The following is a 17,435-nucleotide window of genomic DNA, read 5'->3' as shown; positions in this document are numbered from 1 at the left end:
AAGGGGAAATATTGGAGGTTGTATGATACACTGAAGATGCGAAATTTTTATTCAAAGGAGTGTCTTATATAATGAATGAAGCAGCAATTACATTAGATGGTTGGTACGTTTTACATGATTTCCGCCAAATGGACTGGGCATCATGGAAGCAAGTCGATCCAGAACTTCGTAAACAAGCAACAGATGAATTCGTAGCATTTTTAGATGAATTACAACAAGCAGACGACGCTAAAACAGGAGCGCATGCTTTTTACACAATCGTTGGTCAAAAAGCAGACTTTATGTTGATGACATTACGTCCAACAATGGATGAGCTTCAAGAATTAGAAGCGAAATTTAATAAATTAACTATTGCAGACTTTACTATTCCTGCTTATTCTTATGTGTCAGTAGTAGAATTATCTAACTACCTAGCTGGTGAATCAAACGAAGATCCATACCAAAACCCACATGTACGTGCTCGTTTATATCCAGAACTTCAACGTTCACAGTACATTTGCTTCTACCCAATGGACAAACGTCGCGATGGAAACGACAACTGGTACATGCTTCCAATGGAAGAGCGTAAGAATTTAATGCGCAGCCATGGTTTAATTGGTCGCAGTTATGCTGGTAAAGTAAAACAAATCATCTCTGGTTCTGTTGGTTTCGACGATTTCGAATGGGGCGTAACTTTATTCTCAGATGATGTTCTTCAATTTAAAAAATTAATTTACGAAATGCGTTTTGACGAAGTTAGCGCACGTTATGCTGAATTCGGTTCTTTCTTCACCGGTACAATCCTTGAAGCTGAGAAACGCGAAACATTTTTTAATATTTAATTTATGAGAAAGGCTACAGCTTATGTAGCCTTTTTTCGAACGCAAAATTTGGCATGATTGGCTATTTATTTGCATAGTGTAATGTAGGAGGTGATGCATTGGCAGTAGTTCGTTCTACGGCAAAAGAATTGGATCCACTTGCAAGGCTAATGCGTGCTGAAGCTGAAGGTGAAGGCGAGCTTGGAATGCTTATGGTGGAATGTTGGTGTGAACCGAGGTCGTGCTGCTTGCTTAGACTTACTTCAATGATATCCTAAATTTGGAACAGATGGTTTTCAAAGCCCCGGTGGATTTGAAGCAACGCAGAAATCGTATTTTTATCAACGCGCACGGGAGGTTGATAAAAGATTAGCAAGGCGGGTTATTAACGGCGAACGCTTTTATCCAGCAACACGCTCATTATGGTTTTTTGACCCATCTGGCGATTGCCCAGCTTAGTGGTATAACCAATGGAACACTGGCCGCTTTAAAGCACATCGCTTCTTCTCCCCTTCAACAGCAGATTGCCCAGAACTCTAAAAAGAAAGGATGTATGAATGGTTCAATATTATTGGTACCCTGGAGGCTATCCACAACAGCAGCTACAACAGCAACAACAAATGACTCCACCACAGATACCCGCAACTGCTCGTCTACAAGAAGAGTCCTACATCGAAAACATTTTAAGAATGAATAAAGGAAAACTAGGCACATTCTATTTTACATTTGAGGCTAGTAAAGTGCATAATTCTGTAATAATTACAGGTTACGTAGAAGCAGCTGGTCGAGATCACATTATTCTGAGTGATCAAAATGGTAAGAGATACTTAATGCTTATGATTTATTTTGATTATGCAACGTTTGATGAAGAGATAAACTATAATATATAAGGAAGAATGGGCTTATTCGATTATGAGGATAGGCCTTTTTTTGTTTGGAAGGGTTTAGGGCTTAGTCGCTTTCAGTCGCATTCTAACTAACAATGTATGAGAAGTCATATTACTATCATTAGTAATATCTCGCGTAGAGAAAGCTCTTTATTATGAGATTTGGTCTCGGTTATGGGGTAATTGGTCTCGGTTTTCGAGAATTGGTTGCGATTCTGGCTGAATTGGTCTCAGTTATGCAGCAACTGGTTGCGGTAAGCCATATTCTAACTATTAATGTATAATAATTCCACCAAACGAACTGGCACTAACCCCACCTTCTGCACAAATCAAAAAAAAAGCCAAATCCTATTAAAGATTTGGCCTCTCCCTTAATTAATTTGCATACTTCACTGTTGCCACGATTAGCATAATCCAGCCTACTAAAAAGGCTACACCACCGATTGGCGTTATTGCTCCTAGAATGCTAATACCCGTTAAACTAAGTACGTACAAGCTTCCTGAGAATATAATAATTCCAGCAAGAATTAAGTACCCTGCTGTATTTAAAGAAGAAACATGTCCCAATAATTTACTGCTCATTAGTATGCCGATTGCCACTAAAGCCAATGCATGAAACATTTGATATTGAACCGCTGTATCCCATGTCGATAAATATTTGTCGGCAATTCTTCCTTCTAGTGCGTGTGCGCCAAATGCACCTAGTGCAACGGCTAGAAATCCATTAATAGCACCTGCTATAATAAAAAATTTCATGTAATTTTCCTACCTTCTATTAAAAATCAAATAATGACTCTCCATTTGCATCGTCTTCCTTCAATGCTATTGGTTGTGCAGGACTAATTTGCACCTTAGACAAATCGCGGCTCACTGGTGCCGGAGATGGTGACGAATCTAATGCAACATCACATAAAGCCCTAATTGCAGCTAATGACTCTCTTACAGATTGTTCATTGTCCATCATTTTTGCTTGATAAAGTTGTTTTTCTATTTGCATCAAGATTTGTTCATTCGATATCATCGATTTGGCCCCTCCTCTTGCTTCGGTTCAAATTTTAAGCATTCCATGCCAGAGGTACGTTTTACCAATGCGGATGGGAGCTCTTTCGTTTTAAACCCGTAAGCCTTACAGCCACGTGGATGACTTGCATCCCATGTAGTATAAAAGTGTCGGCATTTAAAACAGTTAACTGCCATGTATTCTCCCCACTTTCCACTTGTTATCGTAGCATAATCACAAGGAAAAATCGATTGGCTTATCGCCCCACGAGATGAGCTGAGCATTTATTTTGGAATATGGTTTACTTCCGAAAAATCCTCTATGCGCGCTCAACGGACTTGGATGAGGAGCTTGTAAAATCAGATGTTTTGTCGTATCGATTAGTTTCATTTTCGATTGTGCTGGCTTTCCCCAAAGTACAAAAATAACTGGTTTTTCTCGTTCCGATAATTTTTGAATTACTGCATCCGTCAATGTTTCCCAGCCCACCCCTTTATGTGAGTTCGCTTCCCCTGCACGGACCGTTAAAACCGTGTTTAGCAATAAAACCCCTTGCTCTGCCCAGTTTTCTAAATAGCCACTCATTGGAATGGAACAACCAATATCCTCCGCCAATTCCTTAAACATATTGCGTAAGCTTGGTGGAATCGCAACTCCAGGCTTTACAGAAAAGCTCATTCCATGGGCTTGTCCAGGGCCGTGATATGGGTCTTGCCCCAAAATGACCACCTTCACTTCATTAAATGGAGTGAATTGAAATGCACTTCCAATATCATTTCGATCTGGGTATATCGTATGTTTAGCATATTCCATATCTAAAAATGATTGTAGTTCTACAAAATACGGCTTCTTCATTTCTTCGGCTAAAACTTCTTTCCAGCTTGTCAACGCTGTCACTCCTTAAACTCTACTTGCACGTCATAATCGACTAATTGGAACATTTCTTTCACAGATTTTGCTGCATTCTCTTCTGCTAATTGAAGAATACCTTGTCCAGTTGTTTCTTCGATCATCATTTTCTTAGCTGTCTCTGCAAGTTCATACGCTTCCTCGATATCTGCTTTTTCCCGGAACAATCCTTCATATGAAAATACTTCTACTTGATCAAACAGTATCTCTGGCCCACCTAAAAATTGTGGCTTAGGTAATGTTAGCTTAGCAGTTTTATTGTCTTCATCTACTATAATATCTGACTCTGTCACTTGCGAAAAATCTACCCCTGCTTTGACGGATCCAGGTACAACAACTAGTAGCTGTCTTTTTGTCCCTGGTAAATCAACCCCAATTTCTTTTCCGAATAACGTATTATCTTGTCGTTCAATAATTACTTTTGTGTAGGCCTGTGCTGTCGAAAGTTCATTTAAAGCTTGAACTTGTTCAACAAACGAACCTTTCGTTTCTGTAAAAGTACTACCTTTAATTGCCCAAAAAGCGGCAAATGGCAAGGCTGCTATTAATAGAAGAACGACTAATCCAATCACAAGGAAGAATGACTTAGGGCCAAACTTGAATAAAAATAGGGGCAACTTCCAAGAACCGAAGCCTCGTCTAGCGGGACTTTCGACAATTGTTGCAGCTGTTTCATTTTGGGCTTTTAGTTCTTCCAAAAGCTTTTCCAATTCGCGGATTTTGTCATCTTTTCGCATATTATCCCTCTTTTCCTCTCATTCTATTAAGTTAAGAGTAACGAAAAGTTTCGCTATTAACAACTATTCCCTACGTGGTACGATGAAAAAAAGGAGATATGCACAATGGCTGATTTACATTATCGTGAAAAGTTGAGAAGTATTGAAAAAGCAGCTAGTTCAAATCAGGTTTCAGATAAAGCTAAGAACATTGGAATGGGCTGCTTCTCATTAGGGACTCTTATATTCATAGGATTCGTCATTTTTTTAGGTATTTCACTCTTTATAAATGGTCTTATTATTGGTTCTATTTTGTCATTTATTGTCGCCATTTTTTTCATCTTTATTTTAATAAAACTCTTGGCTGCACCAAAGCTTCCTTGATTGAAAATTTGCATCTATCTGATACAATTAGTTGAGATTAATTTCTATATAAAAGGAGATCTTTGAAATGTCTATTAAAAAAACATTAACAATTGCAGGCTCTGATACTTCAGGTGGAGCTGGAATACAAGCAGATTTAAAAACATTCCAAGAACACGGAACTTACGGCATGAATGTTCTTACTGTTGTTGCAACAATGGATCCCGACAATGGTTGGAGCCACGGCGTGTTTTCTTTACCTGTAGATGAGATTAAACGACAAGCTAAAACGGCGTTATCTACCAATGTAGATGCGATTAAAACAGGTATGCTAAGTACAGAAGAAATTATTGAAACTGCAGGTAATATCATTAAAGAGTCTGGAGTTACAAGTGTAGTAATTGACCCTGTTATGGTATGCAAAGGAGAAGATGAAGTACTTAACCCTGGTACAGTAGATGCTATGATTGCTTACTTACTTCCTCGTGCATTAGTCGTTACTCCAAATCTTTTTGAAGCTGGACAACTTTCTGGGCTTGGGGCACTTAAAACAATTGAAGATATGAAGGCTGCTGCTGAAAAAATTCATGCACTTGGTGCTAAAAATGTTGTTATCAAAGGCGGAAAGCAATTAAAACATGAAAAAGCTGTAGATTTATTCTTTGACGGACAAGTACATACCCTACTTGAAACAGAAAAAACAGATACAACTTATAACCACGGTGCTGGTTGTACGTTCGCGGCTGCTGTTACTGCTAACTTAGCTAATGGATTCACAGTGGCTGATTCGGTATTTGAAGCGAAAGAATTTGTTTCCGCTGCAATCGCACACGGATGGAAGTTAAATCAATACGTTGGACCAGTTCTTCACGGAGCAAAAGGAAAATTTGGTGCACCAACAGTAACTACAACAATCGTTTAATAAATATTACATTCAACTTGCAAAGTCAATTCCGACTTTGCGAGTTTTTTTCAATAGTTCAATCATTCGCTTCATGGACTTTTTTTCTTTATACTAATAACAGACAGTATGCTAGGAGGCAATATAAGATGGAACTTGTGAATGTGGAAAGATTACAAGAGCTTTTGAATAACTTTGCAAATGAAGATGTTTATATACATTTAGAGACTACAAATGGAGCTTATGCATCCCACTTTAACGAAAGTGTATTCAATGCCGGAGCCTTTATCCGAAATGTGATGCTACGCTATGAGCTTGGAAAAATAGCAGGAGAAGCTCCACATCGAGTAGGACTTAAGCTCCCACACGGATGGGTATATGCACAAGGCATTACGCATTTTGAATTAGATGAGCACGATCGTTTATTAATGGCTGGTCATGATCAAAGTGGAAAACTTGCAGTTGCACTTCAAATAAGCAAAACACCTTTTACCTATTAAGGAGGAAGAAAAATGACTTTACCAATGGAACGACATGTATTAGTCGTATTCCCTCACCCAGATGATGAGGCTTTCGGTGTTTCTGGCACGATTGCTACTTATATAAAACAAGGAATTCCAGTAACATATGCATGCTTAACATTAGGAGAAATGGGAAGAAATCTAGGAAATCCTCCTTTTGCTACACGCGAGACACTACCTCAAGTTCGTAAACAGGAGTTGCTTGCTTCTGCGGAAGCAATGGGGGTAACCGATCTTCGAATGATGGGCCTTCGCGACAAAACGATTGAATTTGAGGACGACGAAAAAATGGTAGGTATGATGGAACAATTAATAGCAGATACCAATCCATCTCTAGTAATTACCTTTTATCCAAACTATGCGGTACATCCTGACCACGACGCAACTGGCCGTGCTATGATTCGTGCTATTCGTCGCATGCCTGAAGAAACGCGCCCAACTATTTATGCTTTAGCTTTTTCAAATAATTCCAAAACAGATTTGGGAGAGCCAGACGTGGTTCATAATATTAAAGATGCAAAAGAAGAAAAAATGGGCTCTATGCGAGCGCATATATCACAAACTGCATGGATGTTAGAAGAAATGGATAAACGTTTAGCAGATGGTGAACCAGAAGCAGAAAATTGGCTCCATTTTGAACGATTCTACACTTATGATTTCAACAAAGATTTCGAATAATAGAACATAAACTATTGCTATAGACTTCCCTTTCTAATTGAATTATTATGTATCAATATCTCTTGTATACGCATAATTATTCAAATATAGAAAGTTGGTCTTGAACTTGAAAAAGTTTTCCTTATCCACCTGGCTTTTATTCCTCCTACCATCAATAGTAGGAGTTACTCTTTTTATGATCCCAATGCCAATTGCTGGTAGCTCGCAAATTCCAATTGCGTGGTTAGCAAAAGAACTTTCTAAAACACTAGAACCGGTCGTGCAATGGATTTCACTGGCTACATTGCTAATTGCAGCAATTGGTTCACTTGTATACTTATTCATACCTAAAAAGAATACTTTTGTTAACAACTTATTTAAAGTATCAATTTTTTGGACAATTACTCGTGTTGTTGGGGCGACTTTTGCCGTTTTAATTATTTTCCAATTTGGTCCAGAGGCTATTTGGAGTGATAATACAGGGGCATTATTATTAAGCCCAGATGGCTTAGTATCTTCTCTATTTTCACTTTTCTTATTCGCAGGTTTGTTATTACCTCTTTTGTTAAACTTCGGTTTACTTGAGTTTTTTGGAACGATGATGGTCAAAGTAATGCGTCCGTTATTCAAGCTTCCTGGACGTTCTGCTGTAGACGCACTTACCTCTTGGGTTGGTGATGGAACAATCGGAGTACTCCTAACTAGTAGACAGTACGAGGAAGGTTATTACACGAAAAAAGAAGCAGCGATTATTGGTTCTACTTTTTCCGTTGTTTCTATTACCTTCTGTATCGTTGTGCTTGAAGAAGTTGGATTAGGTACATACTTTGTGCCTTATTATTTAACGGTTTTACTTTGTGGGATTGTTCTAGCATTTATTATGCCTAGAATTTATCCACTTGCTAATAAAGAGGACAAGCATATTGACGGTCGTCCATTAGATTTAGACGCAGAAAAATATCCTGAAAACTATAATGCCGTTACACATGGCCTTGAAAAAGCACTTGAAATGGCCGATAAAAACAGATCTGTTTCTAAATTATTCTCAGATGGATTTAAAAATGTGATTGATATGTACATTGGCGTTACACCAGTAGTACTAGCATTTGGAACAATTGCTTTAATGCTTGCAGAATACACTTCTGTCTTTGTCATTTTAGGAAAACCATTTGAACCATTATTAATGTTATTTGGAATTCCAGAAGCTGCTGCTGCGGCTCAAACATTGGTTGTTGGGTTCGCCGACATGTTCTTACCTTCTATTTTAGGTGGGTCCATTGAATCTGAAATGACTCGTTTCTTTATCGCGACAATGTCTGTGACACAGTTGATCTATATGTCGGAAGTTGGTGGATTGTTACTAGGTTCGAAAATCCCGGTAAATATTAAAGATTTAATCATTATTTTCTTGCTACGTACTCTTATTTCCTTCCCAATTATTGCATTGGTTGCACATCTATTATTTTAACTATTGAAAGAAGCCTTCGTCTGAAGGCTTCTTTTTTATGGCAATTTAAGAAAAGCACAAGCGTCCATAATAAATATCCGCTAATTGGATTTAGCACGGCTCTGTTCGCTTTCCGTGGGCGAGCGCCAAGCCACCTCGGGTAAACACGATGTTGGCCATGAAGGCGTTGCCTCAGGACGAGGCGCTCTTAGCCTTCCTTCTCTTTAGCGCTTCGTGCGGGGTCTCGGCTGTCTCGCTTTCCCACAGGAGTCTCACGCCGCCGTGCTAAATCCTATAGTACACAGTATCGTCACATCAAATATTTATCATAAAGAATTCTGTAATAGAGTTTTTCAGTGCCCTCACACGCCTCACTACGGGGTCTCGACAGTCCGTTTTTCCGCAGGAGTCTCGCGCTTGCTTCTTCAAACAATAAAATAGCGACACTTTAAATGAACCTATATAAAAAATAGTAGTTGTGCATTACGGCCATTGTCCACAATCTATTGAAAGTAACTAGGTTATACGAGCTACGTTCAAAGGAATGATAAAAACAGGTCATTCTCATAAAAGAAAAGCGGCACTAGTGGCCGCTTCCAAACAATTATTTTTGATACGCTTTACTCAATTCATTTCGAAGGGTAGCTTTTAAGAATTTCCCTACAGAAGTTTTAGGGATTTCATTTAGGAAGACAACATCGTCTGGTACCCACCATTTTGCAAATTCCCCTTCTAAGTAGGTTAACAAGTCTGCTTTCGTAACTCGATTCTCAAATCCTGGTCGTAATACTACACAAGCTAACGGACGCTCCTGCCACTTCTCATCTGGAATAGCAATTACTGCTGCTTCAGCTACTGCTTCATGTGTCATCAATGAATTCTCTAAGTCGACAGACGAAATCCATTCGCCACCGCTCTTTATCAAATCTTTTGTACGATCTGTAATTTTAAGATAACCATTTTCTGTCATGACAGCAATATCACCTGTATATAGCCAACCGTCTTTGAATGCCTCTTGCGTTCGTTCATCCTTGTAGTATTCACTTGCAATCCAAGGACCTCGAACTGTTAATTCGCCCATCGTCTTGCCATCCCATGGCACCTCACCTTGTTCATTCACAACACGAGTTTCTATACCAGAGACAGTCAGCCCTTGTAGTGCACGCATGTCAATTCGCTCATCCATCGTTAAATTATCCATCGAGGAAGTAAAAGTGGATAAACTCACAATTGGCGTCGTTTCCGTCATGCCATAACCAACAATAAATGGCACATTGTATTTCTCCTCAAAAGCACGAATAAGTCCTTTCGGAGAAGCAGATCCTCCACAAACAATTACGCGTAATGACGATAGATCTCTTGGCCTTTGATCTTGTTCATTCAAAACACCCATCCAAATAGTAGGTACACCAGCAGTGAGCGTCACTTTCTCTTGTTCAATTAAATCGAGCAACAAAGCAGGGTTAAAACCTGGCCCTGGCATTACTTGCGTCGTTCCAAAGTTCACCGCTGCAAAAGGAAGCCCCCATGCATTCACATGGAACATTGGTACTACCGCCATCGCAATATCGCTTTCACGTACTCCAAGCGAATCCGCAAGACCAAGTGCATAACTATGAAGCACGAGTCCACGATGCGTATACACTACACCTTTTGGATTTCCCGTTGTAGCAGATGTGTAGCACATTCCTGCTGCCATATTCTCATCTAAATCCTCTGGGAACTCATACGTATGTGATGCCTCTTTTAACAACTGTTCATATGAATAGACATTTTCTAAACTCGTCTCAGGTAAATCCGTTCCATCCTTCATAATGACATAATGCTTAACAGTTTTTAACATCGGAGCAATCTTCTCTATAAGTGGAAATAAATCCGCATCAACTAGTAAAATCTCATCTTCCGCATGATTTATTATATACACAATATGCTCAGGGGATAATCGAATATTGATCATATGCAGCACAGATCCAGCACAAGGTACTGCAAAATATGCTTCTAAATGGCGATGATGATTCCATGCAAAAGACCCGACTTTCATCCCACGGCTCATCCCAAGTTTTGTGAGTGCATCTGCTAGTTTTCGAGTGCGTTTCACATACTCCTTATAAGGAATGCGATGAATCGAGTTTTCTCCTGTTCTAGAAATAATTAGCTTATTAGGAAAATACCTTTCTGCTCTCTTTAAGAAGTCCGTTAATAAAAGTGGCGTTTGCATCATATCTTCTCATCCTCCAATTAATAATTAGAATTTGTAGAATATTCTTACATTAATATTGTACTTAAGTTTTATTGTAAGAGCTACCAGTATTTTTGTATTAATTTCCAATAAAAAGTCGACTCACCAATTGGTAAGTCGACTTTTATTTAAAATCCTTATTTTGCTTTTAATTTCTCCAACATATCTATCGTCATAGAATCGAGGTCATACTTCGCTTGGAAGCCCCACTCTTCTTTTGCAGCAGTAGCGTCAATAGAATCTGGCCAACTATTTGCAATTGCTTGGCGTACAGGATCCACATCATAGTCTAGTGTAAAGGTTGGAATCACTTTTTTGATAGATGCAGCAATTTGCTCTGGCTCGAAACTCATAGCCGTCACGTTAAATGCATTTCGGTGAATTAATTTTGAAGGATCTGCCTCCATTAAATCTACAATTGCTTGTAGCGCATCTGGCATATACATCATATCCATAAATGTTCCTTCTGCGATGTAAGACGTATATTTTCCTTCTTCTAATGCTTTATAGTAAATATCCACTGCATAATCCGTCGTTCCCCCACCTGGTAATGTTTCATTAGAAATCAAGCCTGGAAAACGTACGCCACGAGTGTCTAAACCAAATTTTTGGAAATAATAATCACAAAGTAATTCTCCAGATACCTTGTTTACACCATACATTGTTGTTGGTCGTTGCAGCGTGTCTTGTGGTGTATTTTTTTTAGGTGTAGAAGGTCCAAAAGCACCAATAGAGCTTGGTGTGAAAAACTGCATACCTAATTCACGGGAAGCTTCTAGTGCATTCACCAATCCACCCATATTTAAATTCCATGCTAATAGCGGTTTTGCTTCTGCAGTCGCCGATAAAAGAGCCGCCATATGTATCATTGTATCTGCTTGAAAATCACTCGCAAGCTGATGCATTTTTTCACCATCCGTTACATCGAGAATCTCAAACGGACCATTTTCTGTTATTGGAGATGAAATATGTCGAATATCTGTTGCTAATACGTTATCTGCACCATACTCTTTTCGAAGTTTCGTGATTAATTCAGATCCTATTTGTCCTAATGCTCCAGTAACCATAATTTTTTTCATGATACCTTCCCCCATCTAAAAACATTTGTATTTTTCAAGAGTACAATTAAAACTTACAAAACGTTGATATAACAATATTTACATTTTTATCATTATACGATGTTCTGTGGTAAAATACAACAATGAGAAGATGGAAGTTTTTGATATAATAGAAAATTAAAGGAGTGTCAAATGAAAATACTTAAATATACAGTTATCTTTATGCTTGGGATAGCGCTAACAATTATTCTATTGTTTTTGGAGGTTCCTTTTTGGCTAATCTATGTAAGCATGCTCTTTGTGTCGCTAGTGTTGTTTGTTGCCCCACATATGTATACTCTCTACAAATCTAATAATCTCAAAAAAATAGAACGCTACTTAGAACAAAATAAACATAAGCCGATACCGGCCTACGCGCTTGCCGTTAAATCTGGTGATCACGATAAAATTATTGAGTCCGTTCAACGCATTTTAACCAAGCATAAACAAGCTTCCATACAAGAAGTGTATAAAACAAATTTAGCTTTATACGAACGTAATGTTTCTAAATTAGAACAGCATGCGAAACAAATTAGTAAGTTGCCCATTCGAACGTATTACATAGCATATGCAGAAGCATTAAAAGGAAACTTCGAGGAAGCCCGTACTTTAACAGGATATCTAACTGTCGACTGGATGCATCATGCAATCGAAGCAATAATTGCTCAAACAAAAGGAGATATGCATACATATCGTAAAGAAGCTGATGCTAGCATCGAACACTCGCGGGGCATTCAGAAGTTCATGAATGTATATGCATTTAAGAATATGGAGAATAACTATACTAAAAAGTCATGAATTTTTAGGTTTTGTAGCTTTTACTGACCACTCTAGCTCTTTTCTATAGTTGAACAATAATAAATTGTTAGCCACTGAAAACTGTTTAGTTTTTTTGAAGTACAACAATTATAGCGAAATCTTGTATTGTAAAAAACATCCAAGCCTCAATGACTTCGGATGTATGAGAGTGTCGACTCCTGCGGGAAAAGCCGGACAGTCGAGACCATGTACTGGACGCCGCGAGGGAAGCGGCTCGGCCCGCGGAAAGCGCCAGCTCGCAGTGGCAATCACCGGTCTGATTTATCTATATTTATTAAAAAAACTGTAGGCCCACTCGAATTTCTTCGAGTGGGCCTACAGTCTAAAACATTCGGAGTCGCAATGACTTCGGATGTTTCTTTATATTATGAAATTACCCCAAGCTCTTTACCAACTTTTTCGTAAATAGCTAGTGCTTCGTCTAGCATTTCTTTTGTGTGGGCTGCTGTTGGCATGTTACGAACGCGGCCAGTTCCTTTTTGTACGGTTGGGAAGACGATGGATTTTGCGTAAACGCCCTCTTCAAATAGTCGTTTAGAGAATTGCTGTGTTAGCTTTTCTTCTCCGATGATACATGGTGTAATTGGTGTTTCCGATGCACCGATGTTAAAGCCTAGTTTGGCAAGTCCAGCTTTCAAATAATCACCATTTTCCCATAGCTTATCGTGAAGCTCTGTTGAGTCGATAATGATCTGAACTGCTGCTGTAATTGCTGCTACATCACCTGGTGGTAGAGCTGTTGAGAATAAAAATGGACGTGAGCGAACTTTTAACCAGTCGATTAAGTCCTTTTTCCCTGCAACGTATCCGCCTACAACACCAATAGCTTTTGATAAAGTACCGATTTGGAAGTCGATTTCTTTTTCCAAGCCAAAGTGTTTCACAGTTCCTTTTCCTTTTCCAGTAACACCTGAACCATGTGCATCATCTACATATGTGATTAAGTCAAATTCTTTTGCGATTTCTACGATTTCAGGAAGCTTAGCAATATCTCCATCCATTGAGAATACGCCATCTGTAATAACCATTACTTTATTATACTGGCCTGATTCTGTTGCTTGTTTTGCTTTAGCACGTAAATCTTCCATATCGGAGTGGTTGAACGGGATAATTTTTGCTTTAGAAAGACGGCACCCATCAATAATAGATGCATGATTTAATTGATCTGATAAAATCGCATCGTTTTTATCCATAACCGCAGAGATTGCTGCCATGTTACAGTTGAATCCGGATTGATAAGAAATGGCAGCTTCTGTTCCTTTAAATTCTGCCAATTTTTCTTCTAGTTTGATATGAAGGTCCAGTGTGCCATTAATCGTACGAACCGCTCCTGCTCCAACTCCGTACTTGTCCACTGCTTCTTTTGCAATACGCTTAAGTTCTGGATTAGTTGCTAGTCCTAAGTAGTTGTTGGAAGATAAATTGATAAGCTCAGAGCCGCGAACATTTATCTTCGCTCCATTTGGTCCTTCCACAGGGTCGATTTCGTTATATAAACCTTGGCTTTTTAATGCATTTAAGTTTTCTGTTAAAAAATTATTTAATATGTTAGACAAAGTCATCTTCCTTTCAAACAAAATAGTCTCCTCTATCTTATCATGAATGGGTCAAAATACGAAAAAAAAAAGCGAGTAGGAGTTTCCCCTACTCACCCTAAAGTTTCGATCATTTTATCGTGCAGCGCACTCCACTCTTCTTCATCTATAGCAGAATCGTAAAGAGTTCTAATCACTTTTGATTCTGCCGCATACGTAGAAAGATAATTTTGAGCAATTTCCATTTCATTGGAATACGCTTCATGTACTTTTGCTATTGCCTCTTCATCCAGCAAAGTCTGATCGATATAAGGAAAGAAATCGACTATTTCATCTCCCTCCCGTTCCGGCTCGTAGACATGCGGACTTGTCGCATCTACTAAACATAATTGTAGCTCCGGAACAACAATGCCATCTACACTATTCGCATCCAATCCGCACCAAATGAAACGAACATCTAAACCATGCGTCTTTGCTTCTTCTCCAAACTTTTTCATAAAGGAAGACTTTCCACTACCAGGTAAGCCTTTTATATAAAGTCTTGATTTCAAATTTTTAGAAATGGAGCTTAGTGTATCCTTTGCTCCATATGGCGTAAGAGAACCCATTAGACGATGCGTCACTTTTGCATTCTTTTGAAGCTGAATGTTGCCTATGTCTTTCTTTTTTAATTCCTCTAATAGCGCATTTATTCCATCCCAATTAATTGCTGGCTGTATCAGCTGTTCCCAATCATCATGAATAACCTTTGCACGAGATAGTGAAAGAAGCCCTTTGGTTAACCAAACATCATTTGCAATTTGCTTATCACGAATTAGAGGACCTATATCTTTCAGTCTATTTTCCTTGTATGCATTATAATAAGGTACCCACTCATGCCCTGCCCCATAATAAGAAGGATCTACTGCGTCCGTCTGTAAATAAAGTGTTTTTGTATCAATAATGTATATTCCCTCTACTACTTCTTCGTGCAGTGGATCATAAAACCATTCCATATTTTTTCCTCTTCGAATCGCTGCGTATCCTATTTCTTTTAATATCTCTGATAATCGATAGGTTGTCGGTCCTTTGAAAAAGTAGACCCTTTTTGCTTCTTGAATGATTTCCTTGTAGAAGTTTTTAACACCTTGACCTGTATACGACTTCCCCATATAGTGCGTAATTGTTCCGTTCAAATTGTCACCCTTTCTATAATTCGTTCAGTGGATAATATATGTGAACGAACACATTTATATGAATCAGGATCTGTTAAACGATTATGCTGTTATCTGCCGAAAATCCGCTCGCTATCCAGGGAAGAACTGCCAAGCCTCTTCGGGCCAACAGATTGTTGGTCACGAATCCCTTGCCACATGGATGTGGCGAACTTAGGATTTGTTCCAATAGCCCCGCTATGGGGTCTTGGCAGCCCGTTTTTCCGCAGGAGTCTCACGGATTTTCGTCATAAAATATATTTTCCTAAAAAACAACAACCTAATTTATTTGAGCATGAAAAAAAGCCCTAAAAATCATTTCTGATTTTCAGCGCTCTTATTTGTAAATGGTAATGAGTACCCACAGATTTTAAATAATAACTTTTGAGCCATGGGCAAAGTGTAATGAACTAATTGTCCTAATAAAACCGCAATAAGTACTGTACCTAATCCTACTGGTCCTCCAAGTGCCCAACCAGCAAGGCCTGCAATAACCTCTATTCCAGTACGAACTTTTTTAATACTCCAACCCTTTTTCTTCATGATTAATAGCATAAGAGAATCACGAGGTCCCGCTCCAACATTCGGTGATACATAGACACCAACCCCAATTGCCGTGACAACAATTCCAAATATGAAACAAATCAATTGACCTAAGAAGCTCGTTACATCCGGCAATAGCCAGTTAAACATATCAATAAAAGATCCAAGGAAAAGTATATTCAACCAAGTACCCAGCTGTGGCAATTTCTTAGTTCCGATTATGGTTACGAGGACAATAACTAAACCTGTTAAAATAGCCCAAGTACCAATGGATAAACCTAAATGACGAAAGAGGCCCACATGTAAAACATCCCACGGTCCTACACCAAAACGTTGCCCTATTATCGTCATGGAAATACCTAAAGACATAGACATAATACCAACTACAAAAAATACCCAGCGCCAAACTAATTGTTTCATTTTTTTATCCTACTTTCTATAACCGAAAAAAATCCATTCGCAACAATGTTGGAATGGAATAAATTCTATTAAGTTCATTATAGCCTGTATGAGCTAAAATGCTAACCATTTTTAAATTTTACTAATAGTAGCAACTTGCCCCTTAGTCATCATAAGTAAATCTGATAAAGAAAGCTTTACCTGAAGTCCTATTCTTCCTCCACTCACAATAATAAAATCAAGATTTTGCGCGCTATCATCCACTATTGTAGGAAATAACTTTTTCATCCCAATAGGAGAGCATCCTCCACGAATATAGCCAGTAGTTGTTAGTAAATCCTTCAGGGGAAGTAATTCTACCTTTTTCTCTCCGATTACTTTTGCAACGTGCTTTAAATTTAATTCGTTACTTACTGGGATAATGCATACACAATATTTATTGGAACCTGCCGTGATTAGTAGTGTTTTATACACAACAGTTACAGAGTAGCCTATTTTTTTCGCTACGGTTACCCCGTCTACTTGATCACCTGTGAGCTCATATTCAATTAATTCAAATGGTATCTTTTGCTGTTCCAACAATCGAACCGCATTGGTTTTTTGCTTTTTCACCATTTATTTATTCTCCTAAGCTATACGGAAGAAGCTAGGTTGTAGGTCGGTAAAACCATAGCGCTTCAAATGTACTTGATATGAATATTTGGCAATCGCTTGTTCTTTTAATCGTCTTTTTTGTAAGTTCTCCATATCTTCTTCTATTGATTTGGGAGATTGAAAATCTGATTGGATCGAGCGATTGAATACAGCTGCTTCATCTTCTATTTGTCTTTTAGCTTCTAATGTAATTTGACGAGATGCTTCTTGATTTAACGTAATTTGAGATTGAACTCTTTGTATTTTTGCAGTTGCACTGGCAGCAACACGCAAGTCTTGTGGAGTTGGTTCTTTTGGTGCAAGTGCAGAACTTCTTACCTTCTCTAAAAGCTCAATCGTTTTTTCGAGCGTTGGCCCACCTAATGTTTGCACAGGAGTGCTAGGTCCTTTTATATCCAACATATTTTGGGGTCTATTATTTTGCTCTATTTGCTGATACTCTCTAACAGCCGCACTTAATTCAGGTGTGTCTTGTTCTTTTTCTTTATTTCCGAGCAGTAGATCTTCTAGTTCACCTAAAGAAGGCATTTTTGGTTGGAAATATTCCGCTTGTTTCCGATATGCTTCTCCAGCATCTTTACGCTGCAGAGCACGCTTCCTTTCCTCGAAGTTCGAAACACTATTGGACATACCGTTGCCTGTAGATTTTACTAAACTCATATCGTTCACCTCCATCTATAAAGTTCTCCTATATATCATTCTATCATTTTGTCAGAATAATCCAACTAACTATAGTCATAAGAAATATGAGAAAT

General features: G+C 38.5%; 20 protein-coding genes and 1 pseudogene. 9 read left to right on the top strand and 12 right to left on the bottom strand.

What is annotated here, in order from left to right:
- Positions 1-71 precede the first annotated feature (71 nt).
- The 3 genes and pseudogenes from hemQ (at position 72) to gerQ (ending at position 1,690) form a co-directional block, all read left to right on the top strand.
- Positions 72-821, top strand: a complete 750-nt coding sequence (gene hemQ, locus MHB48_RS02995) for a hydrogen peroxide-dependent heme synthase (RefSeq protein WP_342600086.1) — start codon at positions 72-74, stop codon at positions 819-821.
- Between the two features lie 98 nt (positions 822-919).
- A pseudogene (locus MHB48_RS02990) lies at positions 920-1,340 on the top strand (cell wall hydrolase).
- Positions 1,341-1,357: 17 nt separating this feature from the next.
- Positions 1,358-1,690, top strand: coding sequence for a spore coat protein GerQ (gene gerQ / locus MHB48_RS02985; protein ID WP_342600085.1), 333 nt, complete (start codon positions 1,358-1,360; stop codon positions 1,688-1,690).
- 372 nt (positions 1,691-2,062) lie between these two features.
- On the opposite strand, the gene MHB48_RS02980 is transcribed toward gerQ, so the two are convergent.
- The 5 genes from MHB48_RS02980 to MHB48_RS02960 are packed head-to-tail and all read right to left on the bottom strand — an operon-like array spanning position 2,063 to position 4,333.
- On the bottom strand, positions 2,063-2,443 hold the full coding sequence (locus MHB48_RS02980; RefSeq protein ID WP_342600084.1) for a DUF423 domain-containing protein: 381 nt from the start codon (positions 2,441-2,443) through the stop codon (positions 2,063-2,065).
- 19 nt (positions 2,444-2,462) lie between these two features.
- Complete coding sequence (locus tag MHB48_RS02975) at positions 2,463-2,708, bottom strand: YwdI family protein (RefSeq protein WP_340917701.1); 246 nt, start codon at positions 2,706-2,708, stop codon at positions 2,463-2,465.
- Positions 2,705-2,884, bottom strand: coding sequence for a uracil-DNA glycosylase (locus MHB48_RS02970; RefSeq protein ID WP_342600083.1), 180 nt, complete (start codon positions 2,882-2,884; stop codon positions 2,705-2,707). The genes MHB48_RS02975 and MHB48_RS02970 overlap by 4 nt, the downstream gene beginning before the upstream one ends.
- Before the next feature lie 37 nt (positions 2,885-2,921).
- Positions 2,922-3,575 carry a uracil-DNA glycosylase gene (locus tag MHB48_RS02965; RefSeq protein ID WP_342600082.1) on the bottom strand — a complete coding sequence of 218 codons (654 nt, stop codon included), beginning with the start codon at positions 3,573-3,575 and terminating at the stop codon, positions 2,922-2,924.
- 5 nt (positions 3,576-3,580) lie between these two features.
- Positions 3,581-4,333: a DUF4230 domain-containing protein gene (locus tag MHB48_RS02960; protein ID WP_342600081.1), complete on the bottom strand. Its 753-nt coding sequence runs from the start codon at positions 4,331-4,333 to the stop codon at positions 3,581-3,583.
- 105 nt (positions 4,334-4,438) lie between these two features.
- On the opposite strand from MHB48_RS02960, the gene MHB48_RS02955 reads away from it, so the two are divergent.
- The 5 genes from MHB48_RS02955 to MHB48_RS02935 all read left to right on the top strand — a co-directional run bounded on the left by MHB48_RS02955 (position 4,439) and on the right by MHB48_RS02935 (position 8,222).
- Positions 4,439-4,696, top strand: a complete 258-nt coding sequence (locus MHB48_RS02955; RefSeq protein WP_342600080.1) for a hypothetical protein — start codon at positions 4,439-4,441, stop codon at positions 4,694-4,696.
- A 67-nt stretch (positions 4,697-4,763) separates the two neighbouring features.
- The gene (gene thiD, locus MHB48_RS02950) at positions 4,764-5,597 is read left to right on the top strand and encodes a bifunctional hydroxymethylpyrimidine kinase/phosphomethylpyrimidine kinase (RefSeq protein WP_342600079.1); all 834 of its coding nucleotides are present in this window, start codon (positions 4,764-4,766) and stop codon (positions 5,595-5,597) included.
- Positions 5,598-5,725: 128 nt separating this feature from the next.
- Positions 5,726-6,076: a YojF family protein gene (locus tag MHB48_RS02945; RefSeq protein WP_340917689.1), complete on the top strand. Its 351-nt coding sequence runs from the start codon at positions 5,726-5,728 to the stop codon at positions 6,074-6,076.
- A gap of 12 nt (positions 6,077-6,088) precedes the next feature.
- A complete protein-coding gene (gene bshB2, locus MHB48_RS02940) occupies positions 6,089-6,775 on the top strand; it encodes a bacillithiol biosynthesis deacetylase BshB2 (protein ID WP_342600078.1) in 687 nt (228 codons plus the stop codon).
- A gap of 106 nt (positions 6,776-6,881) precedes the next feature.
- Entirely contained in the window at positions 6,882-8,222 is a 1,341-nt protein-coding gene (locus MHB48_RS02935; RefSeq protein WP_342600077.1) for a YjiH family protein, read from the top strand.
- Positions 8,223-8,805: 583 nt separating this feature from the next.
- Here MHB48_RS02935 and MHB48_RS02930 read toward each other — a convergent pair.
- Positions 8,806-10,422 (bottom strand): long-chain fatty acid--CoA ligase, encoded by a 1,617-nt coding sequence (locus MHB48_RS02930; protein WP_342600076.1) that lies wholly within the window; start codon positions 10,420-10,422, stop codon positions 8,806-8,808.
- 155 nt (positions 10,423-10,577) lie between these two features.
- On the bottom strand, positions 10,578-11,519 hold the full coding sequence (locus tag MHB48_RS02925; protein ID WP_342600075.1) for an L-threonine 3-dehydrogenase: 942 nt from the start codon (positions 11,517-11,519) through the stop codon (positions 10,578-10,580).
- A 171-nt stretch (positions 11,520-11,690) separates the two neighbouring features.
- Here MHB48_RS02925 and MHB48_RS02920 point away from each other — a divergent pair, with 171 nt between their 5' ends.
- Positions 11,691-12,335: a hypothetical protein gene (locus tag MHB48_RS02920; RefSeq protein WP_342600074.1), complete on the top strand. Its 645-nt coding sequence runs from the start codon at positions 11,691-11,693 to the stop codon at positions 12,333-12,335.
- A gap of 386 nt (positions 12,336-12,721) precedes the next feature.
- Here MHB48_RS02920 and MHB48_RS02915 read toward each other — a convergent pair whose 3' ends face one another.
- From MHB48_RS02915 to MHB48_RS02895, 5 genes are all read right to left on the bottom strand, one after another.
- Complete coding sequence (locus MHB48_RS02915) at positions 12,722-13,912, bottom strand: glycine C-acetyltransferase (RefSeq protein WP_342600073.1); 1,191 nt, start codon at positions 13,910-13,912, stop codon at positions 12,722-12,724.
- Positions 13,913-14,004: 92 nt separating this feature from the next.
- On the bottom strand, positions 14,005-15,066 hold the full coding sequence (locus MHB48_RS02910; protein WP_342600072.1) for a hypothetical protein: 1,062 nt from the start codon (positions 15,064-15,066) through the stop codon (positions 14,005-14,007).
- 333 nt (positions 15,067-15,399) lie between these two features.
- Positions 15,400-16,047 (bottom strand): YitT family protein, encoded by a 648-nt coding sequence (locus MHB48_RS02905; RefSeq protein ID WP_342600071.1) that lies wholly within the window; start codon positions 16,045-16,047, stop codon positions 15,400-15,402.
- A gap of 111 nt (positions 16,048-16,158) precedes the next feature.
- Positions 16,159-16,641, bottom strand: a complete 483-nt coding sequence (gene ybaK / locus MHB48_RS02900) for a Cys-tRNA(Pro) deacylase (RefSeq protein WP_342600070.1) — start codon at positions 16,639-16,641, stop codon at positions 16,159-16,161.
- Between the two features lie 12 nt (positions 16,642-16,653).
- Positions 16,654-17,340: a hypothetical protein gene (locus MHB48_RS02895; RefSeq protein ID WP_342600069.1), complete on the bottom strand. Its 687-nt coding sequence runs from the start codon at positions 17,338-17,340 to the stop codon at positions 16,654-16,656.
- Positions 17,341-17,435 lie beyond the last annotated feature (95 nt).

The organism is Psychrobacillus sp. FSL H8-0483, from assembly GCF_038637725.1.
Lineage (GTDB): Bacteria > Bacillota > Bacilli > Bacillales_A > Planococcaceae > Psychrobacillus.
This window is presented reverse-complemented; position numbering and strand designations above follow the sequence as displayed.